This is a genomic window from Paenibacillus sp. LS1, assembly GCF_026013365.1.
In the GTDB taxonomy this organism is placed as follows: domain Bacteria; phylum Bacillota; class Bacilli; order Paenibacillales; family Paenibacillaceae; genus Paenibacillus.
The window spans coordinates 633,966-658,313 of record NZ_JAPDOE010000002.1 but is presented as its reverse complement, the minus strand read 5'-3'; the positions used below and the strand labels follow the sequence as shown (position 1 = coordinate 658,313).

Below are 24,348 nucleotides of genomic sequence, written 5' to 3'. Positions count from 1 at the left end.
TGATGATCTGATGAATGGTTGGACGAAGCTGCCTTCGTCGCGCTCGCTTGTGCGGAGAGAGACGAAGGAATCAGACTAAGTACCAGTATAACAGATAGTGATTTCTGGTATTTCAACGGCCTTCCTCCTTACGATACGAATAATCTCGTATAGTATGACCTTAGGCACGTTGAAATATTTGAACATCAGGGTTCCTTGTGATTAGGTTCCCATGTTATACAAGAAATAAACGATCAGGAAAAAGGCGAAACAAATGAGCAGGGTAGCAATAAGCGCCATTCCCCGTCTTAGTCGATCCGGGATAGAGTTGCGTCCCAGAATAAGCACAATACCGAGGGAAAAGGCAAGGATAATAAAGATGACGACATTGCTTGAGTCAAGCGGCATGGGTTAGACCCCTTTGAAGGCAGCCATCAATTGACGCCATTCATCCTCACGGTTCTCAAAATCTGCTTTTGGAAAACGGCGTTCAGCCCAGTGCATTAACGCAGGACGGCTAAGGAATGTATGGCATTCTTCGCCCCACTCTTCCGAAATTTCTCGCAGTACGAGATATTTGCCCTGAACTTCTACGGTCATCATATTCCACTTGTCTGTTTTGTATATTTCATGTTTTTTTATCATAGGTAGTCTCCAAACTAACGGTTTTGGTAAAATGATACCGTACCCTACGATTCAAAGCAAATTTTTTCGACATTTATGGAAAGATAAATTGCAAAATGGAAGCCCATACAGTATAATAAGGGTATTCGCCATAGATGGCGATATTTTTAGGAGGTTTTTCATTTGAAAGGTACAGTTAAATGGTTTAACGCAGAAAAAGGCTATGGCTTTATTTCAGTTGAAGGCGGCGAGGACGTATTCGTACATTTCTCCGCAATCCAAGGAGACGGCTTCAAAACATTGGAAGAAGGTCAAGCGGTAGAATTCGAAATCACTGATGGAAACCGTGGTCCTCAAGCAGCTAACGTAAACAAACTGTAAGAATTTTTCCGGCTAACGGACTTCTTATACATGATAAATTTATAGCTGAACATTATGAACCCAAGCACAGTCCCCTCAAGGGAGACTGTGCTTTTTTTGATTCTCATTTTTGGTGTGAATATCGGGGGAATACGGTGTGGGTTTCCTGTGTGTTTAAGACGTACGATGGGTCATGCTGGACCATAACTTCAATCCGAAACCGATCAGGGCAGCCAGAGAGAAAGCCATCGCGGTGAGATAGAAGGTTTGTCTGCCTGCATGTTCCAGTATCAGTCCGCCCAACGTTCCACTTAGCAGCCCCGAAGCACTGGACCACACGATAGTGAACAAAGCCATACCCGTAGCTCTGTAGTTGTCTGGAACAAGGCGAATGATGTAGCGGACCGCCGTAACGTAGAAAATACCGAAGGTAACGCTGTGCATCGTCTGAATCGCAACGACAGCTGCAGGTGTATCGGATATGGACATGAGAAGCAAACGAACCGTATACATCAGTGCAGCAAAAGCAATGAGCGGCAGTTCTTTATATCGATTTCCATACTTGCTAAGCAGCAGGAATATCGGGATCTCACTTACGGAAGAGATCAGCAAAGACCAACCGATCAGCCCCTCGCTGGCGCCCAGCTCTTTTAGCGTGATGGTAAGAAAAGCTTCGTTCATTCGATGTCCCATGGCAAGCAAAAATACACAGCCAAAAAAGGTGAGCACATCTCTGCGTTTCAAAATAGCCCATAGCCCCGATAGATCCATTTTGCTACTACTTCCCGAAGGTTGATCCTTCAATTGAAAACTGATAAGCAGTGTTGTGGCGGCGAGACCGACACAAACCCAGATCGTCCATCCTGGACCAAAAGATCCAAGGAAGTACCCGATACTTAATGCGAAGAAGGCATACCCGATCGATCCGAAGACACGTATGGAAGTGAAATTTCGACCGTATTTGCTGGCCGTTGTGATAGCCATCGTATCGGAGAGTGGATAGACTGGATAATAGAAAAAGTAAAACAGGGTCACGAGTACAAATACCTGACCAAAAGTCGTTGCATTAGCGAGCATGATACCTGTGATCAATTGACCACCAAGCAGAATGATCATCACTTTCCGCACAGTCTGGTAACGGTCACTTGCCATGCTCCAGAACATATTGGAGAACACGGAGATGAGGGGGCCAATCCCGTAGAGATAACCGATCTCAGCACGACTGAAGCCCAGATGACTGAAGTACAACTGGAAGTAGGATACCACCAGAACGGTGGAACCGAAGATGGTGAACATGAGAGCCCGCAGCCAGTTCTGATCTGGGCGGGCGTTGTGACTTAATTTCATGATGAGAGACTCCAATCCTGATAACAGTTCAATGATTTTATTACCCTTTCAGGGATGTTGATTTACCGGCTTTCGGCACGGACATGGTAGGTTCTTGCTGCGTGCGCCGGATGACAAGCCAGACAATGATAAGTTCGGCGAGCAGGCCAAGGGATTGGGCAACAGCTCCAATCATGCCATTCCATGCAGGGAAGATACTAACCAGTATAAGCAGCACGATTACTGTGCAGATTGCATTCGCGGTTTGCGAACGAAACATCGTTTTCGTCTGACCGCGAAGCAGAATGAGGCCATTGCTGAAATCCAAAAAAGGGAAGATCAGCGGGAATAAGACGAACGCACGCAGTGTCCACAGACTCTGTTCCAACAGTTCGCCCTGAACGCTCATGACATTTTCGAGTACCCATGGTCCCAAGGGAGTATAGGCAATCGACACCATCATCGCAAACGGAATAAATCCGGTGACAAGTGCGAATTTTCGTACCAGTTTGGCATCCACAAGATAGAAATTAAGCACGATCTGATGGATGTATGTAAAGAAGCTTAGCATCAACTGCATCAGACTGCTTGCTATGGCAAAGGACGAAATGGCTAATGCGATTCCAGTCGTTTTGCCAAGTACGATATTAATGACCGGTCCTATAAACAGCGCTACAAAGCTGGATAGCAGCAGCGGCTTATAAAAGCGAAATACGTCTCCCTTGCTCTCGACGGGATGATCCTCAAGTTTGGCTGGCATCTTACGCTTGATGCTGTTTCCCTCCAGAAAGCTGACCAGCGCTTCAATCATCATGCCAGCAGCAAAAATGATAGCGCCTACACGTCCGCTGTCAATGCTGTCTGTATATATGAAATACAGGGATAGTCCATACATGCCAGCTAAACGGAATACCATACCGATCGTTAACCACTTGGTTCGGTTATTCGTAATGATGATTCCCTGGTAGATGTTGCGGATTACTGAAAAGATACTCACATACATGAGAATTTCATATACGTCAATGACTTTGGTCAGCAAGTCTGGACTTACACCAAACAGGTATTTGAATACCCCGGTACCCACGGGGGAATAAACGATGAGAAAACCGATGAGAAGCACACAGGCAAGAAATATTTTGGTCACAAACGTGAGGGCCTGAAAGGAAAGGCGATCGCGAACCAGTGCGGAACAGGTTTGCCGCAGCAGTGTGGAGGGGCGTTCCGTGAGGGTTAATAAGCTACCGGCGATAGCATAGCTGGCAATAACCGTCTCGGGATGAGCGGAACGTGCTAATGTACTGTTTATAATGACGTGAGAAATGGTGACGAGAGAGGCGGAAATGCCAAGTGGCACAAAAAAAGAAAATAACCGTCTCCACGAAAGTGATTCACTTGACGACATGTCAACGACTCCTTTGATGGATGAAATATGGATAGTATATCACAAAGCTTTGAACGCCGATGCGATTTTTTGTGCGGAATATGCGGCAGATCATTTGTACAATTAAGGGGATCATATTATAATAGGAATGGTTAAAAATCGCTCTAATACGTATTCAACCAAGTGGAGGCACATTTATTTTGAGCCAATCAAATCGAAAACGTCATCAATATCCGCGTGGACCGCTGGCATTGATGAGAGGGGTGTACAAATACACCATTCCGGAAACACGGAAGGCGCTGAATGGATGGCGTGTCCAAGCTGAGGCGATTCCGAATGAGGAATTGCGTACACAGGCACTTGCCAGTCTGAAGGATAAACAGTTTCACTGTGAAGGCGGAACCGTCTACGCTTTAGCTGATTTGCCCAACAGGCACATTCTGATTCCGCTGATCGTTTCATATCAAACTATTAGTGATTATTTGGACAATCTGTGCGACCGCAGCACCTCGATGGACCCGGATGACTTTCGTCTTCTCCATCAATCCATGCTTGATGCGGTAGATCCCGAAGCAATTCCCGTCAATTATTATGCCCTCCGTGAGGAGCAGGATGACGGTGGATATCTGCGGAATCTGGTGACTACATGTCAGGAACTGACCCGTCAGTTACCAGGCTATGCGTCCGCCAAGCCCCGAATTCAGGATCTGGCAGGCCTATACACGGACCTGCAGGTATATAAGCATATCAAGCCGGAACTGAGAGAAACGGCACTGCTCGAATGGTGGTCGGAGCACCGTCATCGCACACCTCAGTTTCGTTGGAACGAATTTGCTGCTGCAACTGGCTCTACACTGGGCGTATTCATGCTGTTTCTGGCTGCGAGTGACGATCAGTTGACTGAAGAGCAAGCGGCCTCGATCCACACGGCCTATTTCCCACATGTATGCGCATTGCACATTATGCTCGATTACTTAATTGATCAGGATGAGGACCGCATCGGGGGAGATCTCAACTTCTGCAACTATTATGAGAATGTAGAGACAATGCTGGACCGAATTGCTTTTATTGTGGAGATGGCACGCAGCGATGTGCAGAAGATTCCGGGAAGCTCCTTTCACCGGATGATCATCGAAGGACTAATTGCCATTTACCTGTCTGATCCCAAAGTCAGCGAACAGCAGGAAGTTCGCGTCGTGTCCAAACGTCTGATGAAGAATAGTCCAATGACAAGAATATTTTTCTTCATTTTCAGTCGCTGGATACGGAAAAATATGTAAGTCAGGTGTGTTGTTGCGGAGCCTGAAGTGAAACTAGAGGAGGAAGAAACATCATGACAGCAGTAAAGAAAATCGCAGTATTAACGAGCGGTGGTGATTCACAGGGGATGAACGCGGCTGTTCGTGCGGTTGTTCGCAGTGGACTGTTTCACGGTCTCGAAGTATACGGAGTCCAACGTGGATACCAGGGTCTTTTGAATAATGACATTTTCCCAATGGATCTGCGTAGTGTAGGGGATATCATCCAACGTGGGGGAACGGTTCTTCAATCGGCACGTTGCAAGGAGTTCTACACCGCTGAAGGTCAACAAAAAGGTGCGGACATTCTGCGTGCACGTGGCATTGACGGTCTGGTTGTTATCGGTGGAGATGGTTCCTACAACGGAGCGAACAAACTGAGCAAGCTGGGCATTAATACAATGGGTCTGCCTGGAACGATTGATAACGATGTTTCATTCACCGACCATACAATCGGATTCGATACGGCTGTAAGCGTAGTGGTTGATGCGGTGAACAAATTGCGTGATACGATGTCTTCACACGAACGTTCTTCCATCGTTGAAGTTATGGGTCGTCACTGCGGGGATATCGCTCTGCATGCCGGACTTGCTTCGGGTGCTGAGACGATCCTTGTACCGGAAGTTCCATTTGACATGGACGAAGTGGCAGATCGTATGAAAGCTAACTTTGCACACGGTAAACGTCACAGTATTATCATTGTTGCTGAAGGCGTGGGCAAGGGTGAGGATGTAGCGAAAGAACTGATGGAACGTTGCCCGACATATGAGCCGCGTGTAACCGTTCTGGGTCACATTCAGCGTGGGGGTACACCAACACCTTTCGACCGTAACCTGGCAAGCCGTCTGGGCGATTTCGCTGTTCGCAGTCTGATTGCAGGCGAGACAGACAAAGGTTGTGGCATTATCAAGGGGGAGCTTACCCTGACGGATATCGATAAAGTGGTTAACACGAAAAAAGATTTCGATATGGAGACTTACGAGCTTGCACAACGTTTGTCCCAGTAATTCGATTCATAAGCAAAGAGCACAATCCCGTATTGAAGAGGATTGTGCTCTTTTTTATTTTCCAAAGTAAGTGAGTGTACCGATGCTACGCCTTACGGAGTGCTGCTTGTTTTTGTACCAGGAAGAGTCTCCAGAGAAGCGCAGTTGCTCCTACAGCAAGGCCGGCAATAAGTCCGATCCAATACCCAAAGGCGCCGAGTGAAGTATACGTAGCTGTAAGATAACCTACAGGCAAACCGATAATCCAATACGCTACAAACGTAATGATTAGTGCCGGATTAACATCTTTGTAGCCACGTAATGCTCCTTGAGTCGGTGTGGCAATCGCATCCGAGATTTGAAAGAAGATCGCGTAGATGAGGAAATGCTGCGTAAGTGCAATGACCTCCCGATCGTTTGAATATACGCCTGCAATCTGTTCGCCGAACACAATCAACACGACGGCTGTCAGCAGTGAAAGCCCGATGGCTCCACCAATTCCGAGCAGGCTGTATTGTTTGGCGTCTTTCAGACGTCCTGCACCTGCCTCAAAGCCCACAAGGATCGTAAGTGCCATACATATGCTTACAGGCAACATGTAGAGCGTAGAAGCGAAATTCAGTGCCGCCTGATGGGCAGCTATTGTTGTAGTATCGAAACGGCTCATCATTAAGGTCACCGCAGCGAAGATGGACGTTTCGAAAAAAGTCGCGAATCCAATCGGAACCCCGATCTTGAGTAATTCTTTCCACTTCGCCAAGGATACACGGGTCCATTGACGGAAAATGCCGTATTGGGCGAAAGGTTCAACCCGATGGACAAAAAAGAGACTAATGAGGAAGATTAGCCAGTACGTACAAGCTGTAGCGACTCCAGCACCAACGCCGCCCAATTGCGGGAAACCCCAACGGCCGAAAATCAGCAGATAATTCAAAAAGATGTTAACGGGAAGGGAGACCAACGTAATGAACATCGTAGTTCGCGTCTGGCCAAGAGCATCCATGAAGCTGCGCAGTACCGTATATCCGAAGAGCGGAATGATGCCAAAAGCAAGTGCACACAAGAAATAGAAAGCAACTTGGGCAACCCGGGGTTCCAGAGGCATCCCGTTCAGTATAGGTCCAAGTAACAACGCCCCAGCTCCTAGAACGAGTAGACTGACAGCAATACCAAGATACAACGCTTGTATGACGTTATACCCGATCTGATCATTTCGTTTGGAACCTAGCAAATGGGAAACGACAGGCGTAATTCCGATCAGAATGCCGCTCAGCCCAGTTTGCACGGGCAACCATAGACTTGTGCCGATGGCCACTCCTGCAAGGTCGGCAGGGGAGAACTTGCCTGACATATTCGTGTCGAAGAACGACATGGCAGAGAGGGCGATTTGAGTGGTGAAGATGGGTAAAAATATAATCAGGAATTGCTTCACTTTTTGTGAAAAGCTTGTTGTGTTCATGTTCACTGGCAGTGCCTCGCTATTCTAAAGAGATGTCATCCAAGTGTCGTATATGGACAGCTATTCATTGTAGTGGATTTTGTCCGTTTTGAATAGGGACAGAAATAGAGTAGGGCGTACCGAGAAAAATGAACACCACAAAATGAACACAAAAAAAACCTCGCTCCGATTCAACGGGACGAGGTTGGATGAATACAGAAATATGAAAGAGGCCGGATTACTTATAATCTACACCTGAAGTGTATCGGTTGGACGCATTCCAGAGCAGATATTCATGCACATCCATGTCTTTCATTGCTCTAATCTGGTCTTCCACTTGTTTCTTGCCATACTTGATGTAATGTCCACTGCCCAGCCAGCTTGCTGTAAAATCCTGAATCCAGGGACGAATGACAGGTTTGAGCTCCTTGGTAGGGTCAAGTTTCTTGTGTGTGTCTTCCATCGAGCCCTTGATGGTCGTGTATGGATCTTTGTCAGGGTCCTTCACCCCATACCAGCCAGTTGAATAGTGACTAGGGTATACCATCGGTGAGATGACATCCACATTTTCGGATATTTTAACAAAGTCCTGTCCAATGCCTTCAGCCGCAGGTACGGAAGCGGCATAACCGAAAATATCAACCGAGACACGAACACCTAGTGGTGCCAATTCTTTGCGTGCATATTGCACGAATTCAGCCACAACATCGACGCGGGACTTGTCAGATTTGGTATATTTCAGTACATCCGCACGAGTTTCGAAACCTTCCGGGAAACGGACGTAGTCAAACTGAATTTCTTTGAATCCAAGTTTGGCTGCTTCCTTGGCAATCTCGATATTATAGTCCCATACTTCCTTGCTGTATGGATTTACGAAGCTGTCGCCTTTGCCATTCGCCCAAACCGAACCATCCTTGTTGCGGAAAGAAAGCTCCGGATTCTTCTTCGCTAGAATGGTGTCTTTGAATACAACGACACGTGCGATCGGGTAGACCTCATGTTTTTGCAATCGTTTCATCAAGGCATCGATATCCCGAATAAAAGGTTGGGATTTGCCCATTTTCTGTAGCGCTTTGTTTTCTGTGGGATAAGTTATGTATCCGAGATCGTCTTTGATATCAATGACCATAGCATTCAGTTCGGTACTGTCTGTCAGGTCCAGCAATTCTTTCATACGTGCGCCGCCGGCGCTATAAGCCGTTACATAAATCCCTTTGACCACGGGGGCGTCAGGTTGAGGGTCGATTTTGGCAGGTGGATTATCGGCATCAATAACGACCTGATCTTTTTGAGATTGGATAATTGCGGTGTTAAAACTGTTGGTTAAAAATTGGAACTGTGGATTTCCCTGGTCCGCCACTGCGGGGGCACCACCAAAGCTTCCAAAGGCCATAGCCAGTAAAGCCCAAAACATATTCATTCATTTCCACTCCCTTATGTGCATTCCATGTATGAATTATACATTAAAGCCTCCGGGCTTTTAACCATATTAATCAAGTAATGAAACACATGGAAAAAATGAAAACCGCTTCCTGCTGAGGAAATCCCCTGCAAGAAGCGGCGCGATCAATCGAAAAAAATTATTGAATGTAAATCTCATTTTGATGCTCACAAATACTGTACTGAATGATTTCCATTGCGTCTCCCTGTTCCAGGATGCCCAGCCCATCCCGTAGGACAATCAGTGAGTCGAGTTCATTCGGTTTCAAGAAAGGGAGCATTTCCGGGCACCATCTGTTGACAATCTCAAACAGTTTTACCGTTTCCATATCCACATTAATCACCCTTTCCTACTCGAATTCCAAAATGGTAAGTCATTCGGCGCGATTCGGGAAAGCATATGGCCTGTGAAAATTGAAGGGTTGAACCTGCTATACAACATATTTAGGAGCCGTACACCGTTATTATACCACAATGTTGTGAATTGTTAACCGTACAGGTGTCTCAACTTCTGCGGAATGAGCCCATAACACCAACCGTTTCCACAATGTTAACAAAGGCGTTTGGATCTGTTTCCTTGATAATACGTTTGATTTCAACCAACTCGTAACGGGTGGTAACGGTCATGAGCATGTCCTTTTCAATATCCGTGTACGCGCCCTGAGTCTTAATTTTGGTAACCCCACGTGGTCGAACAAGTAATTTCTTCAACATGGATTCGGTTTCGTTTGTAATAATGTATAGCGTTACTTTGACGTGACTGATATGAATCAGATCAAGCACTTTGCCTGTAATGTAGATGGATACCATAGAGGCCAAGGCAGTATTCCAGTTGTCACTCAGATATCCCGCGAGCATAATGATGGTACCGTTCATGCCAGCCATTACCGTACCGATCGGAAAGTCTCGTTTACGCGTGAAAATGGAACCGACAATGTCCAGACCGCCTGTGGAGCCGCCGACTCTGAAGGATACGCCAGTACCCAGTCCAATAAGTACACCGCCAAATACAGAGCTTAGCAAAGGGTCTGTAGCCACAGCAAAAACAGGCAGAAGCGCGATGAACCAGGAAGTGGCTGCTACCGAGAGAATACTTAATGTAATGAAGCGTCGTCCAAGAATAAACCAACCTGCAATAAGCAGGGGAATGTTGAGAACAAAATACATTATACTAAGATTCAAAGTCGTGAAATAACCCAGAAGCATGGAAATACCGGATACCCCGCCGCTCAAAAGCTGATGGGGAACCAAAAACCAGTTGAAGCCGCAGGCAATAGCTGCAGCACCCAAAATGATCACTAAAGAGTGCCAAATTATTTTGGGCAATTTAATCACCTCATTTATATTTAAAACCAGATTGCTGGTAATCTTGAATTGTTTTGTGATATAATAATTTGTGGATATTCTTGAGTAGGAAACTTTTCCTAAATGGAGCAATAAAATTTTGAAATGTTTCAAACACATGTATGTAGTTTTAGTCTTATGTTGGGGACCCATTCAATGGAATTATATTCGTAGTGAAAATAATTCGTCCCGTTGGGATACCCTATAAATATTAACGCTACTTAAGAATACAGACAACAAAGTGGATTGTCCACCATGTCCACCATATAAAAGGAGCATGAATAATTTTGACAAATTTAAATTTCACAGATTTCAATCTTGAACCACTGGTGCTGCAAGCCATCACTGAGCTCGGGTTTGAAGAAGCAACACCGATCCAATCCAAAGCGATTCCTTTGGCACTCGAAGGCAGAGATTTGATTGGTCAAGCTCAAACAGGTACGGGTAAAACAGCTGCATTCGGTATTCCGTTGATCAGCAAAATCACGAAAAGTGACGAGAAAATCCGCGCCCTCATTATGGCACCTACACGCGAACTTGCAATTCAAGTTGCTGAAGAGATCGAAAAACTTACTCGCTTCAAAGGTCTGCGCTCCCTGCCAATCTACGGCGGACAAGATATCGTTCGTCAAATCCGTGCACTTAAAAGAAAACCACAGATCATCATTGGTACACCTGGACGTCTCCTTGACCACATCAACCGCAAAACAATCAAACTTGATGATGTACAAACTGTTGTACTGGATGAAGCAGATGAAATGCTCGACATGGGTTTCATGGAGGATATCCAATCCATCCTGAAACAAGTTCCAGACGAGCGCCAAACGATGCTGTTCTCAGCAACAATGCCTCCTAACATTCAAAAATTGGCACAACAATTCTTGAACAATCCTGAGCACATTTCTGTGATTCCGAAACATGTTAGTGCACCATTGATTGACCAATCCTATATCGAAGTACCTGAGCGTCAAAAATTCGAAGCGTTGAGCCGTTTGTTGGATATGGAATCTCCTGAACTGGCGATCGTATTCGGACGTACAAAACGTCGTGTTGACGAATTGGCTGAAGCTTTGCAAAAACGTGGATATTCTGCAGACGGTCTTCATGGTGACTTGTCCCAGAATCAACGTGATGCGGTAATGCGTAAGTTCCGTGACGGCAGCATTGACGTACTCGTTGCAACAGACGTAGCTGCACGTGGTCTCGACGTATCTGGCGTAACTCACGTTGTTAACTTTGACCTTCCGCAAGATCCGGAGAGCTATGTTCACCGTATCGGTCGTACAGGTCGTGCGGGTAAAGAGGGTGCTGCTTGGTCCTTCGTTACACCGCGTGAGATTGATCACTTGCACTTCATCGAGCGTGTAACACGTCACCGTATTCCACGTAAACCACTGCCAACAATGGCAGAAGCGGTTGAAGGAAAACAACGTTTGACAGCAGAGCGTTTGCTGGAAATCGTACAATCGGGCGAACTGAACGAATACAAAGGTATCGCGATTCAAATGCTTGAGCAATATGATTCTGTTCAACTGTTGTCGGCTGCACTGAAGCTCCTGACAGGTGACAAAAAAGATGCTCAAGTTGATCTGACTCCTGAAGATCCGATCCGTGCGAAGCGTCGTAAACCAGATGTTCGCTCAGGCGGACGTAAACCATCGGGTTACAGCGGTAACCGCACAAGTGGTAGCGGCGGCAGTGGTGGTGGTTACAACCGCGATCGCAACAGCAGTGGTGGCGGACGTGGTGGCTACAACCGTGATCGTAACAGCGGCAGCAGCAGCACTAGCGGTGGAAGCAGAGAAGGTGGTTACAACCGTGACCGCAAACCGCGTCCAAGCAGCAACGAAGGACGTCGTCCTGCGAAAGATTCTTCTTTCGAGTAATATAAACGTATGAACTGGAAAATGGAGCAGGCAACTGCTCCATTTTTTTTATTTTCTAATGGCTGTATCGTCTTTTGCTCACTACCAAAAGCACTGGCCAAGGGCCTGGCCGATCTCTTTTCGGGAAGTGCTGGCTTTTCCTATCTATAATAAGGTATATTAATATTAGACTTTAGGTATACGCAAGGCTGCGGAGGAGGAGAAATGTTTGGAATTTAAAGGAGCTATGGGCGGGATCTACCGGCTTACAGAGTGGATTACGAGACTGGCCGCAACCAATCTGTTGTGGGCTATTTGTTCGTCACCGTTCTTGTTTTTCTTGATTATGAAACTGCTCGTGATGCAGCAGAACCTCGCCAACGAATCATTGCAAATGAACTGGGCTATAGCCATTGTGGCACCGCTTACACTGTTCCCGGCGACTTCGGCGCTGTTTACGGTTGTTCGTAAATGGAATATGGGCGACACGGATGTGCCGATCTTCCGTACTTTCTTTGTAGGTTACAAGGAAAACTACAAGCAAAGTTTGATTGGGGGCATTTTTTACACGCTGCTGTTCGCGATTATGTATCTGGATTATACGGTGTACATGACGCAGTTCCGTAACATGCAGCTCGTGGGAATCATTATGCTTGTGCTGCTTCTCTTGTTATTTGTATCACTCTTTAACTTTTTCTCGATGGTTGTACACTACCATATGTCCATCGGGCTCATTATCAAAAATGCGGTATTGCTAACGCTGATCAGACCTTTCCGTGTATTTTCCACATTGCTGGGAAGCGGATTGTTGTTCTACATCGGTTTCCGTTATCCGGTCTTGTTCATCTTCTTCATTATTAGTATCATCGCCTGGTTTGCTTTCTTTAACTTCTACGCAACTTTCAACAAAATGCAGGAGCAGATGGAGAAGATGCAGTTGAAGAAAGAAGAAGAGGAAGCCGCTGCGCTGGCTGAGAAATCAGCAGAGAACGGTGAAGCATCTGAGACATCAGACGACAAAAACATTACACTGCAAAAATAAAACATGATGGATCGCCATTTACTTTTTACACAGTTAGGGATATAATAATTGTACATCCTGCGATGTACGTTTCGGTTATTCGTTGTTTTGAACCAATGATGATGTCTTCGGGAGATCAACACAGAATGTTGCTGAAAAGCCCTGTCTATACGACATGGGGACTTCAAAAAGCATTTTTGCGGTCACCCACCTGCCAAGCAGGTTCATAAGACAATGTAGCCGGACGGCATAGGCGGGTTCCTAAATTTTCATGTACAGCACCCTGACTTTTCCTCTTTTGAAGGAATTTCAGGGTGTTTTTATGTTGTGATGAATGGTTTTGATTGGTTTTGTGATAAATATGATGCTTACCCTTTTGTTACTACTTGAACAATGTTACACTAAGATACATAAATGGAACGGTTACATTCAAAGGAGGAAGGGTCTTGACCTTAAAGAGAACGCTCGTCGGTATCATCCGCAGCATGGAGGGAACCAGCGATCGAGCCAAGGATCCCAAATTAAAAACACGGTACTATAACTTATCCAAAGACAGAGCCTGGGAAGAGGTTTCTTCGACACTCAAAAAGATTCCAGGGTATAAAGTGCTGCACGAAGTGCCTTCTGTTGGAGAAGTTATACTGGAGAAACGGACTACCTTTGGACGGACGATGGACATTACAGTTTCCATTATCTCGGTAAGTCCTGTTCGCAGTGCGGTGGATATGTATTCTGCTTCCCGTGGTTCACTTGGAGACTTGGGCTCTAACTATCGGACGATTATGAACTTATTCTCTGTACTGGATAAAAAGCTGAGCAAGTATAAAGCAAATGATTGAAATAGATGATGAATAACAAAAAGCGAGAGAAGGTTAACCTTCCTCGCTTTTGTTCTGAACGTATGATGACTTCTACAGCAAAGCTTTTACAGCAGCAATTGCTTGCTCGAAGTTAGGGGAGTCTGTCATTTCAGGCAGGTACTCCACATATGTAATCCGGTCTTCAGCATCCACCACAAAAATGGAACGCATGTCCAACTGGAATTCTTTGATCAGAACGCCATAGTCTTCACCGAAAGAACGTGTTTTGTAGTCTGACAATGTTACTACGCGGTCAACGCCAGCTGCTCCGCACCAACGGGCTTGAGCAAACGGAAGGTCAACACTTACTGTCAAGACAACAACATTGTCTCCGAGTTCTCCAGCTTCAACATTGAAACGACGAGTTTGCGCATCGCATACGCCAGTATCCAGGGAAGGAACAACGCTGATTAATTTGATTTTGCCTGCGAAGTCTTTCAGGGATGCATCTTCAACCAGGTTCTTGCTCAGTGTGAAATCGGGTGCTTGATCGCCCACTTTCAGTTCGGGTCCGATCAATGTAATAGGGTTGCCCTTAAATGTGGCTGCGCCTGTACGTTCTTGTGTCATAATAATGTTCCTCCTTATAAATTGGTGATCCGTGCCAAAATCCATTATAATCTTTTATGAAAGGCATTGTCCAATTCGGGCATGTACCATTACGATGGATCAGAGATGTAAGTCCGATCTGAACAGGGTGGAGTGAAAGAAGAAATTTATGATATTTATTCGCTATGAGAACTGGAAAGGTTATCTGAAGTATTTCCCTTTGACGTCGCTTTTTTTAATTGCCAATGTAGTCATGTTTATTGTGTTAACGGTGAACGGTGGATCAACGAACAATATGGTGCTGCTGAAATTCGGGGCACTCACGAATTATGAACTGTTCGCAGATGAGTGGTGGCGTTACATTACATCCATCTTCCTGCATGCGGGCTTCAGTCATTTATTGTTTAACAGTTTTGCGTTAATTGTATTTGCACCACCGATGGAGCGACTGCTTGGGTCGGTAAGGTATGGAGTGTTGTATCTGGGTGGCGGCATATTGGGCAATATTCTTGCTGTTGCTTGGTACAACTCGATTGGGAGCATCACCATCTCGGTAGGTGCTTCAGGAGCGATCTATGCCGTCTATGGTGCATTCCTGTATGTGGCGCTGTTCCAGCGCACCATGATGGATGAGGCTTCGCGTAAAACGATGTACACCCTGCTTGTGTTCGGGATTATATTCTCCTTCGCCATGTCAGGCATCAACTGGATGGCTCATCTAGGCGGATTGCTGGGTGGATTCTTTATTTATGGACTGTTGATCAGATTGTGGAAACCCCGCAGTTTAAAGCGGTAGTCAGAACGTTCTCAAGATGGAATGCAATCAAGGATAAGTAGGGTATAACAGATTGGAGCGATCAGGCGAGTGGAATTAAGACAGTTGCATTACTTTTTGAAAGTGGCACAGAAGGAACATGTAACACAGGCTGCTGAAGAGTTGCATGTGGCGCAGTCGGCGGTGAGTCGTCAGATTCATCAGCTGGAAGAAGAGCTGGGCGTGGATCTTTTTATGCAAAAGGGGCGAAACTTGCAGTTGACTGCAGTGGGACAGCTTTTTTGCAAACGGATTGAAGGCATATTGAAAGATCTGGATAAGGCGGTCGGGGAAGTTCATGAGTTTCTGGACCCTGAGCATGGGGAGATTCGAATTGGATTTCCGCATAGCTTGGGGATTCATCTCATTCCTTCCGTTGTGGCTGCTTTCCGTCAGCGTTATCCTAACGTAAAGTTCAGATTCAAGCAAGGGATGTTTCCTACACTCATTCGTGATGTGTTATCAGGAGAGGTAGACTTGGCATTCATATCTCCTTTTCCGGAGAAGCATGATCAAGTGGATGGGGATATTGTACTCACGGAAGAGTTACATGCCATTCTTCCTCCGAATCATCCGTTAGCTGGTGAGGAGACGATTGCGCTCGAACAGCTCAAGGATGATAAGTTCGTATTATTCAGCAAAGGCTATTCTCTTCGTCCTATTGTGTGGCATGCATGTCTGGAAGCCGGTTTTACACCCAAGATCGCTTTTGAAGGTGAAGAGACCGACACGATCCGTGGATTGGTCGCTGCGGGCATGGGGGTCAGTCTGTTGCCTGAGATGGCGTTATTCCAGACGAACCCGCTGCAGCCGGCACATGTGGCCATCTCTCATCCCAAAGTAACACGCACCATCGGGTTAATTCACCGTGCAGATGACAAACTGCCGCTAGTTGCCCAGTCCTTTCGTTCATTCTTGCTTCATTATTTCGGTTTACAACAAAACAATACCCCATCCGATTAACGGTGGGGTATTGTTTTTGTGTTATGGAGATTGAAATTAATCGCGGTTGTTGAAGATTCCAATGTAACGGATCAATTCAAGCAGTGAGATCAAGGCTGCAGCGACATAAGTCAAAGCTGCGGCATTCAGGACTTTAGCAACACCTTTTTCTTCTTCATTGCGGATATAACCTTCAGATACCATAATTTCTCTTGCGCGATTGCTGGCGTTAAACTCAACCGGCAATGTGATAAGTTGGAACGCGACAGTTACGGAGAAGAAGATGATACCGATACCTACAAGGTTCATGGCATTGAAGAGGAATCCTGCAATCAGCAAGAACGGAGCTAATCCGGATGCAAAGTTCACAATTGGGAAGATCCGGTGACGCAGTGCCAGCATGGGATAACTTTCTTTATGCTGAATGGCGTGACCAACTTCATGACACGCTACCGAAACAGCTGAGATTGAGTTTTCATAATATACTGGTTCCGATAAGCGTACAACCCGATTGATCGGATCGTAGTGATCAGACAGTGTGCCACGTACTGGCTCAATTGGAACATCATGCAGGCCGTTAGCGTCAAGCATCTGGCGAGCTGCATCGTAGCCGGTGATTCCATTCTGGTTCGGTACCTCTGACCAACGTCTGAAAGTACCTTTAACGCGAAATTGCGCCCATAAAGAGAGCAAAAAGGCGATAATGATCAATACGAACATACCGTTATTAAAACTCATATTCATTCCTCCGCTTTCTAATAATAAGCTACATCATGGTGTTCTCAAGCAAGATTTTCAGTGCCTCCATTGTACCGGCACTTTTGGTAAGTAGTCCTGCCATCATCTTGCGTGCTTGTACAGGTTTCATCTCCCCGAGTAGCGGTTTGAGTTCGTTAACCTCTCGCTCAAGTTGTTGCACATGAAGCTCCAATGTTGTCAATTTGCTGGCAACTTGTTCTTCCGTACTAACCAGACGCCACTTCTCAAGAGATTGCTTAATCTCGTCGAGACTATACTTCTCTTGTTTCATCTGTACAATACGTTCAAGCCTGGTTAAAGTTTCATTACTATAGAGACGATAATTTTTTTGTGTACGTTCTTCGGGAGCGATCAGTCCAAGCTTCGTGTAATAATCAATCGTCCGTTCACTAACACCAGCGGTCTTGGCAAGTTCGCCAATCCGAAAAAGTTTCATATCCCCAATGATATTCACCTCGCTTGCAAGTTCAAATGTAGGGAATTGTAGTTTCCGCTTGCGAATTTATATACTACGCCCAATTTTTCTTACTAATAAGTATGATACATGATCTTTAACCGTACAGTCAAACGTTATGCTTTGGTAATCAGCATACTTCATTTCTATATCTATGTGCTCATAGAATGTGATTATGTACTTAAGTGCAAGAAAAAGACGCATGACTTTATTCCCAGAAATAATTTTCAGATTTGATGAAAATACTCTTGTCAACTTTCCTCTCTTCTGCTTATAATGACATTAAGGGTTTCACGATATGTGAAGAAACTTAACATAAGAGGGAGTGGGGTATATGAGAAAGAAATGGTTGGTTTCCGTGTTAGTAATGCTTACTTTATTCGCTTTTCCGGTCAGTGCATTCGCAGCTGCGGAGGGCCCGACTAACATTGAACTTCAAAGTGGTTTGAACTCAGCCTTTACGTTTCTGGCTGTTGTACTAGTGTTCTTGATGCAAGGGGGATTTGCTTTACTCGAAGCGGGTTCAACACGAATGAAGAATGCAGGACACATTGCGGGTAAGACCATCCTGACATTGGGAATTTCAGTTATTGCCTTCTGGGCTTTGGGCTTCGGTCTTGGTTTCGGTAATGGTAACAGCTTCTTTGGAACAACAGGATTCTTCCTGAGCGGTGACAAGATGGCTGCTTCCTTCGAATCACTGGCTTTCTCCGATGTTCCACTGACTGTTAAATTCGTATTCCACCTCGCTTTTGCGGCGGTATCTCTGGCCATTGCCTGCGGTGGTATGGCTGAACGTGCAAAGATGAGCGTATATATTGTTTTCGGTACACTTTATACCATTATCATGTATCCGGTTGTTGCTCACTGGGTATGGGGCGGCGGCTGGTTGGCTGAGCTGGGTATGCAAGACTTTGCAGGATCGACGGTTGTTCACTTGACTGGTGCGACTGCAGCATTGGTAGCGACCATCTTGTTGAAACCACGTATTGGTAAATACAACAAAGACGGCAAACCTAACATCATTCCAGGTCACAACCAAGTGTATTCCGTACTCGGGGTTATTATCCTCTGGATCGGTTGGTTCGGTTTCAACCCAGGTAGTACGTTAACTGCCTTGGACGATGGATTCTTTGGTTATGTTGCATTGACTACTAACGTAGCTGCTGCAGCTGGTGGTGTTGCTGCACTGTTGATTTCCTGGGCAGTTCTTGGCAAGTCCGATATTCCTAGCATGTTGAACGGTGTGCTTGCGGCACTCGTTGCAATTACAGGTGCTTGTGCCTTCGTTGAACCTTGGGCAGCCCTAGTTATCGGTGCTTTGGCTGGTGTTATCACATTCTTCACAGCACAGTACTTCGATCGTAAAGGAATTGACGATCCAATCTACGCTTTCTCCGTACACGGTGTTGCTGGTATGTGGGGAGCAATCTCCACAGGTTTGTTCGCTACACCAGAACTTGCTGAGCATGCGGGTGTAGGTCAAGCGGGTCTGTTCTATGGCGGTGGATTCCACCAATTGGGTGTACAGCTTCTCGGTCTGGTAGGTGCTTTTGCCTTCGTACTGGTCATGTCCTTCATTATTCTGGGCGGAATGAAAGTGATCATGGGCATCCGTGTTACTGAAGAAGAAGAAACAATGGGTCTGGATATCAGTGAGCACGGTACTTACGGATACCCTGAACAAATGAAAAACGTAGATTCTAAATCCAATGGTGGTACGTTCAGCTCCTGAGGTGAATGATGCTGAATCATGCTTCAAGGAGGCTGGACATGATGGAACCCATCTCGTTTACTAACTATTCCTGGTCTTATCAGGGAATCGATGGTGCGGTGTCTTCTCAAGAACTGCGCCAAGCACGTGGGATATTACAGAACGAGCTCCAGGAATTGTTGTCCGCTTCCTTGTCGCCGATCGAGTGGTACCAAACGGTAAATGAACTGCATGACCGGATTGCACGGAAAGCAGTAGAGTTATGCATTCAGGGGATGGTTGAGGAGGGCTTCGGCCAACCTCCCGTCCCCTATGCCTTTATCGTATTTGGCAGTTCCGGCAGGGAAGAAGCAACGTTATGGAGTGATCAGGATAATGGCATGATCATTAGCGATACTCCGCATGAAGGTAAAGATGAATATTTTGCGCAGTTCGGACAGCGAATGTCAAATATGTTGGAAGAGCTGGGCTATGCTAAATGCGAAGGCAAAGTGATGTGCTCAGAGCCACTATGGAGTAAAACGTTGGCGTCATGGAAGCAACAATTAGCAGATTGGAGCTCGGATTTAAATTGGGAGCCCGTTCGTAATCTAATCATTGCTTCAGACATGCGTTTTGTTGCAGGGGAGCAGAGTCTGGCAGACGAATGGATCACGAGTTTTTATGAACAGTTTAGACTCTTTCCTGAACTTTCGGATGCAGTTCTTCGCAATACGGTTAAACATAAAGCTACATTAAATGTACTTGGTCGTGTGGTCACAGAGCGATTTGGTGAACATGCGGGCGGATTTGATGTTAAGTATGGATTGTACATTCCGTTGGTGAACAGTGCCCGTTATTTGGCTTTGCAACACGGGATCAAGGAGTCGTCTACGTTAAAAAGAATGGAGAGACTGACATCACTTGAAGCTGTTCCGTTTACATTACTGGATGCATGCCAGCGGGCCTTTATAGCTGCTCTGAAGTTTCGGAGAAGTACACCAGTTGTCATTCAACGGGACTTGCAACATAGTAGTGGGTTCCTGGATGAGAAGCAGATGAAACAAAAACAAATTCATTATGAGCTCAGGGATACGCTCGGGTTGGTAAGACGAGTGCATCGTGCTTTGCAAAGACAGTTGCGTTTTGCAGAAAGGAGACGTCCATGAGAGAGCCGGTAAGGGGCAATACAGGATTCTGGAATTCGCTGCGTCAGGGAGGGGTTCCTTCCGCCATCGCTTCCATCATGGGAGCCCCTACGGCGCAACACATGGCGTTTATCCGCTCGATGATGCGAGAACAGCGCCGACCTGAGGTTCTGCATACGCCTCTAAATGAACTGGACGCAGTTGTATTTGATCTGGAAACGACGGGATTTTCGCCCCAGCATGGGGATGAGATTATTTCATTTGGTGCAGTCCGTATACATGGTGGTGTAGTGCTGGAAGGAGAGCAGTTCTATACGGTGGTGCAGTCTAAGACTGCGGTTCCGGAACATATAACTGAACTGACGGGCATCACACAGCAGATGACGCTAGACGCACCAACTTTGCTGGAGGGGCTGCATGATTTCATGTCTTTTGTAGGCGGAAATGTTCTGATTGCACATGCAAGTGCACATGACCGAGCCTTTCTGAATGCAGCTCTGTGGCGGACTTCAAAGGTAAGGCTGACGCATCGTTTAATTGATACGATGATGTTGGCCCGCTGGCTTGAACCAAGCAGGGCGGGGTACGGTCTGGATGAATTGCTGGAATCAAGAGGTATTCCGATCTATGGACGTCACCATGCGCTGGAAGATTCGAAAATGACTGCGCAGTTATGGTCCTGTTATCTGGAAGACATGACTCGTAAAAATGTGGAGACCTTGGGGGATCTGTATACCCAGTTAAGTCACGCATAATGGAACGGGAAGCAGATTATATGAAGGAATAACGTGGTGTAACTTATCTTGTTGTACCTTCGAGGATTCAATCTGATAACCGTTTAGATGCATATGAGATCGTAATCCGGTTGTAAGGTCAGGTGAGCCGATGAGATACATCTGGAGTAAACCGGCGAAGGCCGGAAGCGCTTGGATGTCCTCTGCGGATGGAACGGGCCTTGTATGCGGATGAGAATGGAAGATGCCAATGAGCTTAGGTTCGGAGAATACGCACCGAATCCATTCGGCATCGTCCAATGCAAAATGATGCAGCGGGTCAGGTGCTACGTTACGAATGGGCTGAAACCGACTGATTCGTATGCCGCCCGCTGCGGTTTCACCCAGCATAACCCCGCAGGCTTCTTGCGGCAGCGAAAGGAACATGTGCTTTGACATCTCTTGTTCTACGGAGGAAGGGATGTAGAAGACATTTTGCTGCCCGTGAAGTGCTGCCATTTGTATTCACCCCTCTCTCTTTGGCTCCTGCTTAGGCAGGAGTCCTTTTTCATTTTATTTTGTGTGCTTCGGATTGTAAAATTTTAAAGGAAAAGGGTACAATATTAAAGAGAACATTTGGGAATCATGTTTTAATGAACTGTCATAGAGCGTGATCAACATTTAGCATGCACAGAAATTATGGTTTCAGTTTCAATAGGCTAATTATATAAAAGGGTGGCGGGTTATGAAACGAAACATATACATACTCCTCGGTGTTTTCTTGCTGGTTGGTATTGCACTGGCCCAAAATGCGGATGACGGTATTGCTGCTGTATTTAAGCAGGATGAACCTATACCTACAGAGACGGGACCGCGTGCGGGTCTTCTGGCACCTGCTTTTTCTCTGACGGCAATGGATGGGAAGACGTACAGTGTGGGCGGCGCCAAAGATAAGGCCACGTTCGTCAGCTTCTGGGCATCCTGGTGTGAGCCATGTAAACAGGAAGCTCCGGAACTGAATAGAATGGCTGCGAAATACAAGGATAAGCTTGATCTATATGGCGTTAATGTAACATCATACGATAAACTCAAAGATGCTAAATCTTTTGTAGATGAGTACCAACTGACCTTCCCTATTCCCTTGGATGAGAAGGGAACAGTGTATGCTCAATATAACGGAGTGGCTTTTCCGACGAATGTTCTAATTGACTCCAGAGGCGTTATACAGGAGATAATCTTGGGTATTTTGCCTGAAAAAGAGTTGGAACGTAAGATTAAAGAGCTTGTCGCAAACTAATTTTTACTTAAAAAAAGGAAGCCCCCGTTACCCATAATTCATGGATACAGAGGCTTCCTTTTATTTTCCGGGAAATAAGCCTTATTAATGGTTGCTTAACCCGTGAGCAGGAATAGGGAGTGTACCCGGCTCATCCTGCAATTTTTCTTGAAGCAACGCATAGCGGAAACTGTGAACGAGCGCTTCCCAACTTGCTTCAATTACGTTCTCGGATACACCGACAGTGTTCCATGTGTTTTCGGTGTTTTTGGATTCGATCAGTACACGCACTTTGGCAGCTGTGGCATCCTTCTCATCAAGTACACGCACTTTGTAGTCTGACAGGTGCATGTTAGCAAGTGAAGGGAAGTATTGTACCAATGCTTTCCGAAGCGCGTTATCGAGTGCATTAACCGGACCGTTTCCTTCAGCAGCGGTATAGACACTTGTTCCAGCCACATTAAGTTTGACAAAAGCTTCAGAAACAACGGATTTTCCTGCCGTTTTCTCTACAAGCATTTTGAATGATTCGAAAGTGAACAATTCTTTCATGTCACCATTCGCTTCACGAATTAACAATTCGAGCGAGGCATCTGCACCTTCGAACTGGTAACCCTGATGCTCCAGATCTTTGATTTTCTCAATAATCTGACGTGAATTGGCACTGCTTGGATCGAACTCAAGACCCAATTCCTGTGCTTTGGACACAATGTTGCTCTGTCCAGCAAGCTCTGAAACCAGCACACGCTGTTTGTTGCCGACCAGTTCAGGCACGATGTGTTCATAAGTACGGGAATCCCGCAGGATGGCAGAGACGTGGATGCCGCCTTTGTGAGCAAAAGCAGCATTACCAACATAAGGTTGATTAATCGGCATATTCACATTAGCAATTTCACTGACATAACGAGCCACGTTCGTAAGTTGTCTCATTGAATCTTCCGTAACACATTCATAGCCAAGCTTCAGTTGCAAGTTCGGAATGATGGACGCCAGATTGGCGTTACCGCAACGCTCTCCATAACCGTTCATCGTTCCTTGAACCTGACGGGCTCCGGCTTGTACAGCGCTGAGTGTGTTAGCGACAGCCAGTTCACAATCATTATGTGTATGAATGCCGAGATGTGCATGAGGCAGGCTTCTATACAGTGTGGATACGATCTCGTGCACCTCGTTTGGCATCGTCCCGCCGTTGGTATCACACATAACGAGCCAGTCCGCTCCAGCTTCGTGGGCCTTGGTCAAGACCGCTTGAGCATACTCCGGGTTATGTTTGAATCCGTCAAAGAAGTGTTCTGCATCAAAGATCACTTCCATTCCATTCTGTTTCAGATAGGCGATGGAATCATAGATCATGGACAAATTTTCTTCCAATGTAGTCTGCAAAGCGGTATGCACATGGAAGTCCCATGATTTACCAACCAGGGTGGCAGCCTGTGCTCCCGATTCGATCATGCGCTTCAGGTTGGCGTCTTCACTAGCGATGCTGCCTTTACGGCGTGTGCTACCAAAAGCAACGACCTTTGCGTTCAGGTTCAGTTCCTTGACTCTTTTAAAAAACTCAATGTCCTTGGTGTTGCTGCCGGGAATTCCGCCTTCAATATAATGGACACCCAGGTCATCAAGCTTCTTGGCAATTTTGAGTTTGTCGTCTGCCGATAAGCTGACACCCTCCCCTTGTGTGCCGTCACGTAAAGTCGTATCGAAGATGGAAATGGCCTTTGACATGAAGATCCTCCTTTGAGATAAAGCGCTTTTTTTAAAAGTTTGGATTGTAAGTTGGGAAAAGCTGTTAAGTACGTTAGTGGACGAATCCTTCGATTCGGCAACGCTACACTGTGTTAAACTCAATGCGCTGATTTGTCCTAAAGTCGCCAATTTGTATAATTAATTATTATAGCACCATTATAGCCAAATGCTACATAGAAATCGCAGTTTGATGTAACAATTATCGGATTTTAGAGCAAAACGAAGGATGTTATTCATAATCCGGATGTATGTTATAATCTACTATTGAGTTTTAATTGGAATATATGGAAGAAAAGGAGGGTTGATTTTGACTTTTTTATGGGAAAATACGA

Annotated in this window: 25 protein-coding genes and 1 other RNA gene; 13 read left to right on the top strand and 13 right to left on the bottom strand. The window is 45.9% G+C overall.

Annotated elements, in window-relative coordinates:
- Positions 1–201 precede the first annotated feature (201 nt).
- Positions 202–387, bottom strand: coding sequence for a hypothetical protein (locus tag OM416_RS12325; RefSeq protein ID WP_062833637.1), 186 nt, complete (start codon positions 385–387; stop codon positions 202–204).
- A gap of 3 nt (positions 388–390) precedes the next feature.
- Positions 391–624 carry a hypothetical protein gene (locus OM416_RS12320; protein WP_017689395.1) on the bottom strand — a complete coding sequence of 78 codons (234 nt, stop codon included), beginning with the start codon at positions 622–624 and terminating at the stop codon, positions 391–393.
- Positions 625–786: 162 nt separating this feature from the next.
- Between OM416_RS12320 and OM416_RS12315 the strand changes: the two genes are divergently transcribed.
- The gene (locus OM416_RS12315; protein ID WP_017689394.1) at positions 787–984 is read left to right on the top strand and encodes a cold shock domain-containing protein; all 198 of its coding nucleotides are present in this window, start codon (positions 787–789) and stop codon (positions 982–984) included.
- 153 nt (positions 985–1,137) lie between these two features.
- On the opposite strand, the gene OM416_RS12310 is transcribed toward OM416_RS12315, so the two are convergent.
- Together OM416_RS12310 and OM416_RS12305 are read right to left on the bottom strand one after the other, a co-directional pair.
- Positions 1,138–2,310: an MFS transporter gene (locus tag OM416_RS12310; RefSeq protein WP_264929632.1), complete on the bottom strand. Its 1,173-nt coding sequence runs from the start codon at positions 2,308–2,310 to the stop codon at positions 1,138–1,140.
- Between the two features lie 40 nt (positions 2,311–2,350).
- Entirely contained in the window at positions 2,351–3,691 is a 1,341-nt protein-coding gene (locus tag OM416_RS12305) for a multi antimicrobial extrusion protein MatE (RefSeq protein WP_264929630.1), read from the bottom strand.
- 179 nt (positions 3,692–3,870) lie between these two features.
- Here OM416_RS12305 and OM416_RS12300 point away from each other — a divergent pair, with 179 nt between their 5' ends.
- Positions 3,871–4,950 carry a tetraprenyl-beta-curcumene synthase family protein gene (locus OM416_RS12300; protein WP_264929628.1) on the top strand — a complete coding sequence of 360 codons (1,080 nt, stop codon included), beginning with the start codon at positions 3,871–3,873 and terminating at the stop codon, positions 4,948–4,950.
- Positions 4,951–5,003: 53 nt separating this feature from the next.
- Positions 5,004–5,975 (top strand): 6-phosphofructokinase, encoded by a 972-nt coding sequence (pfkA, locus tag OM416_RS12295; protein WP_169478620.1) that lies wholly within the window; start codon positions 5,004–5,006, stop codon positions 5,973–5,975.
- Positions 5,976–6,060: 85 nt separating this feature from the next.
- On the opposite strand, the gene OM416_RS12290 is transcribed toward pfkA, so the two are convergent.
- The 4 genes from OM416_RS12290 to OM416_RS12275 form a co-directional block, all read right to left on the bottom strand.
- On the bottom strand, positions 6,061–7,413 hold the full coding sequence (locus OM416_RS12290) for an MATE family efflux transporter (RefSeq protein WP_264930713.1): 1,353 nt from the start codon (positions 7,411–7,413) through the stop codon (positions 6,061–6,063).
- A gap of 217 nt (positions 7,414–7,630) precedes the next feature.
- Positions 7,631–8,812 (bottom strand): putative glycoside hydrolase, encoded by a 1,182-nt coding sequence (locus OM416_RS12285; protein ID WP_264929625.1) that lies wholly within the window; start codon positions 8,810–8,812, stop codon positions 7,631–7,633.
- A 160-nt stretch (positions 8,813–8,972) separates the two neighbouring features.
- Positions 8,973–9,161, bottom strand: a complete 189-nt coding sequence (locus tag OM416_RS12280; protein WP_029880762.1) for a hypothetical protein — start codon at positions 9,159–9,161, stop codon at positions 8,973–8,975.
- A 175-nt stretch (positions 9,162–9,336) separates the two neighbouring features.
- On the bottom strand, positions 9,337–10,158 hold the full coding sequence (locus OM416_RS12275; protein ID WP_145319319.1) for a YitT family protein: 822 nt from the start codon (positions 10,156–10,158) through the stop codon (positions 9,337–9,339).
- A gap of 305 nt (positions 10,159–10,463) precedes the next feature.
- Here OM416_RS12275 and OM416_RS12270 point away from each other — a divergent pair, with 305 nt between their 5' ends.
- The 4 genes from OM416_RS12270 to OM416_RS12255 all read left to right on the top strand — a co-directional run bounded on the left by OM416_RS12270 (position 10,464) and on the right by OM416_RS12255 (position 13,901).
- The gene (locus OM416_RS12270; RefSeq protein WP_264929621.1) at positions 10,464–12,062 is read left to right on the top strand and encodes a DEAD/DEAH box helicase; all 1,599 of its coding nucleotides are present in this window, start codon (positions 10,464–10,466) and stop codon (positions 12,060–12,062) included.
- A 208-nt stretch (positions 12,063–12,270) separates the two neighbouring features.
- Positions 12,271–13,083: a YesL family protein gene (locus OM416_RS12265; protein ID WP_076330474.1), complete on the top strand. Its 813-nt coding sequence runs from the start codon at positions 12,271–12,273 to the stop codon at positions 13,081–13,083.
- A gap of 51 nt (positions 13,084–13,134) precedes the next feature.
- A non-coding RNA gene (ssrS, locus tag OM416_RS12260) (6S RNA) lies at positions 13,135–13,326 on the top strand.
- Positions 13,327–13,508: 182 nt separating this feature from the next.
- On the top strand, positions 13,509–13,901 hold the full coding sequence (locus OM416_RS12255; protein ID WP_017689382.1) for a DUF1499 domain-containing protein: 393 nt from the start codon (positions 13,509–13,511) through the stop codon (positions 13,899–13,901).
- 72 nt (positions 13,902–13,973) lie between these two features.
- Here OM416_RS12255 and tpx read toward each other — a convergent pair whose 3' ends face one another.
- Positions 13,974–14,492: a thiol peroxidase gene (gene tpx, locus OM416_RS12250; RefSeq protein WP_017689381.1), complete on the bottom strand. Its 519-nt coding sequence runs from the start codon at positions 14,490–14,492 to the stop codon at positions 13,974–13,976.
- A gap of 148 nt (positions 14,493–14,640) precedes the next feature.
- Between tpx and OM416_RS12245 the strand changes: the two genes are divergently transcribed.
- Positions 14,641–15,267 carry a rhomboid family intramembrane serine protease gene (locus OM416_RS12245; protein ID WP_062833646.1) on the top strand — a complete coding sequence of 209 codons (627 nt, stop codon included), beginning with the start codon at positions 14,641–14,643 and terminating at the stop codon, positions 15,265–15,267.
- A gap of 69 nt (positions 15,268–15,336) precedes the next feature.
- Positions 15,337–16,248 carry a LysR family transcriptional regulator gene (locus OM416_RS12240; RefSeq protein ID WP_062833647.1) on the top strand — a complete coding sequence of 304 codons (912 nt, stop codon included), beginning with the start codon at positions 15,337–15,339 and terminating at the stop codon, positions 16,246–16,248.
- Between the two features lie 36 nt (positions 16,249–16,284).
- Here the strand turns inward: OM416_RS12240 and OM416_RS12235 are convergent, their stop codons facing one another.
- Positions 16,285–16,965 (bottom strand): zinc metallopeptidase, encoded by a 681-nt coding sequence (locus tag OM416_RS12235; RefSeq protein WP_062833648.1) that lies wholly within the window; start codon positions 16,963–16,965, stop codon positions 16,285–16,287.
- 28 nt (positions 16,966–16,993) lie between these two features.
- Positions 16,994–17,422: a MerR family transcriptional regulator gene (locus tag OM416_RS12230; RefSeq protein WP_017689377.1), complete on the bottom strand. Its 429-nt coding sequence runs from the start codon at positions 17,420–17,422 to the stop codon at positions 16,994–16,996.
- Between the two features lie 352 nt (positions 17,423–17,774).
- On the opposite strand from OM416_RS12230, the gene OM416_RS12225 reads away from it, so the two are divergent.
- From OM416_RS12225 to OM416_RS12215, 3 genes are read left to right on the top strand one after another with little or no spacing between them, the layout of a single operon-like run.
- Positions 17,775–19,175, top strand: a complete 1,401-nt coding sequence (locus OM416_RS12225) for an ammonium transporter (protein ID WP_264929613.1) — start codon at positions 17,775–17,777, stop codon at positions 19,173–19,175.
- A gap of 41 nt (positions 19,176–19,216) precedes the next feature.
- Positions 19,217–20,302 carry a DUF294 nucleotidyltransferase-like domain-containing protein gene (locus tag OM416_RS12220; RefSeq protein ID WP_413775789.1) on the top strand — a complete coding sequence of 362 codons (1,086 nt, stop codon included), beginning with the start codon at positions 19,217–19,219 and terminating at the stop codon, positions 20,300–20,302.
- Positions 20,299–21,036 carry an exonuclease domain-containing protein gene (locus OM416_RS12215; protein ID WP_264929608.1) on the top strand — a complete coding sequence of 246 codons (738 nt, stop codon included), beginning with the start codon at positions 20,299–20,301 and terminating at the stop codon, positions 21,034–21,036. The genes OM416_RS12220 and OM416_RS12215 overlap by 4 nt, the downstream gene beginning before the upstream one ends.
- Here the strand turns inward: OM416_RS12215 and OM416_RS12210 are convergent.
- Positions 21,022–21,513, bottom strand: a complete 492-nt coding sequence (locus OM416_RS12210) for a M67 family metallopeptidase (protein WP_264929606.1) — start codon at positions 21,511–21,513, stop codon at positions 21,022–21,024. The genes OM416_RS12215 and OM416_RS12210 overlap by 15 nt on opposite strands.
- 226 nt (positions 21,514–21,739) lie before the next feature.
- Between OM416_RS12210 and OM416_RS12205 the strand changes: the two genes are divergently transcribed.
- Positions 21,740–22,291 carry a TlpA family protein disulfide reductase gene (locus tag OM416_RS12205; protein ID WP_264929604.1) on the top strand — a complete coding sequence of 184 codons (552 nt, stop codon included), beginning with the start codon at positions 21,740–21,742 and terminating at the stop codon, positions 22,289–22,291.
- Between the two features lie 84 nt (positions 22,292–22,375).
- Here OM416_RS12205 and cimA read toward each other — a convergent pair whose 3' ends face one another.
- The gene (gene cimA, locus OM416_RS12200) at positions 22,376–23,995 is read right to left on the bottom strand and encodes a citramalate synthase (protein ID WP_264929602.1); all 1,620 of its coding nucleotides are present in this window, start codon (positions 23,993–23,995) and stop codon (positions 22,376–22,378) included.
- Positions 23,996–24,348 lie beyond the last annotated feature (353 nt).

What these genes read in the sequence shown, in the direction of transcription:
- OM416_RS12290 (WP_264930713.1), bottom strand. Translation starts at nt 7,413, where the DNA reads ATGAACACAACAAGCTTTTCACAAAAAGTGAAGCAATTCCTGATTATA.
- OM416_RS12245 (WP_062833646.1), top strand. Translation starts at nt 14,641, where the DNA reads ATGATATTTATTCGCTATGAGAACTGGAAAGGTTATCTGAAGTATTTC.
- OM416_RS12280 (WP_029880762.1), bottom strand. Translation starts at nt 9,161, where the DNA reads ATGGAAACGGTAAAACTGTTTGAGATTGTCAACAGATGGTGCCCGGAA.
- OM416_RS12310 (WP_264929632.1), bottom strand. Translation starts at nt 2,310, where the DNA reads ATGAAATTAAGTCACAACGCCCGCCCAGATCAGAACTGGCTGCGGGCT.
- OM416_RS12320 (WP_017689395.1), bottom strand. Translation starts at nt 624, where the DNA reads ATGATAAAAAAACATGAAATATACAAAACAGACAAGTGGAATATGATG.
- tpx (WP_017689381.1), bottom strand. Translation starts at nt 14,492, where the DNA reads ATGACACAAGAACGTACAGGCGCAGCCACATTTAAGGGCAACCCTATT.
- OM416_RS12215 (WP_264929608.1), top strand. Translation starts at nt 20,299, where the DNA reads ATGAGAGAGCCGGTAAGGGGCAATACAGGATTCTGGAATTCGCTGCGT.
- OM416_RS12205 (WP_264929604.1), top strand. Translation starts at nt 21,740, where the DNA reads ATGAAACGAAACATATACATACTCCTCGGTGTTTTCTTGCTGGTTGGT.
- OM416_RS12325 (WP_062833637.1), bottom strand. Translation starts at nt 387, where the DNA reads ATGCCGCTTGACTCAAGCAATGTCGTCATCTTTATTATCCTTGCCTTT.
- OM416_RS12210 (WP_264929606.1), bottom strand. Translation starts at nt 21,513, where the DNA reads ATGGCAGCACTTCACGGGCAGCAAAATGTCTTCTACATCCCTTCCTCC.
- pfkA (WP_169478620.1), top strand. Translation starts at nt 5,004, where the DNA reads ATGACAGCAGTAAAGAAAATCGCAGTATTAACGAGCGGTGGTGATTCA.
- OM416_RS12220 (WP_413775789.1), top strand. Translation starts at nt 19,217, where the DNA reads ATGGAACCCATCTCGTTTACTAACTATTCCTGGTCTTATCAGGGAATC.
- OM416_RS12230 (WP_017689377.1), bottom strand. Translation starts at nt 17,422, where the DNA reads ATGAAACTTTTTCGGATTGGCGAACTTGCCAAGACCGCTGGTGTTAGT.
- OM416_RS12225 (WP_264929613.1), top strand. Translation starts at nt 17,775, where the DNA reads ATGAGAAAGAAATGGTTGGTTTCCGTGTTAGTAATGCTTACTTTATTC.
- OM416_RS12285 (WP_264929625.1), bottom strand. Translation starts at nt 8,812, where the DNA reads ATGAATATGTTTTGGGCTTTACTGGCTATGGCCTTTGGAAGCTTTGGT.
- OM416_RS12235 (WP_062833648.1), bottom strand. Translation starts at nt 16,965, where the DNA reads ATGAGTTTTAATAACGGTATGTTCGTATTGATCATTATCGCCTTTTTG.
- cimA (WP_264929602.1), bottom strand. Translation starts at nt 23,995, where the DNA reads ATGTCAAAGGCCATTTCCATCTTCGATACGACTTTACGTGACGGCACA.
- OM416_RS12305 (WP_264929630.1), bottom strand. Translation starts at nt 3,691, where the DNA reads ATGTCGTCAAGTGAATCACTTTCGTGGAGACGGTTATTTTCTTTTTTT.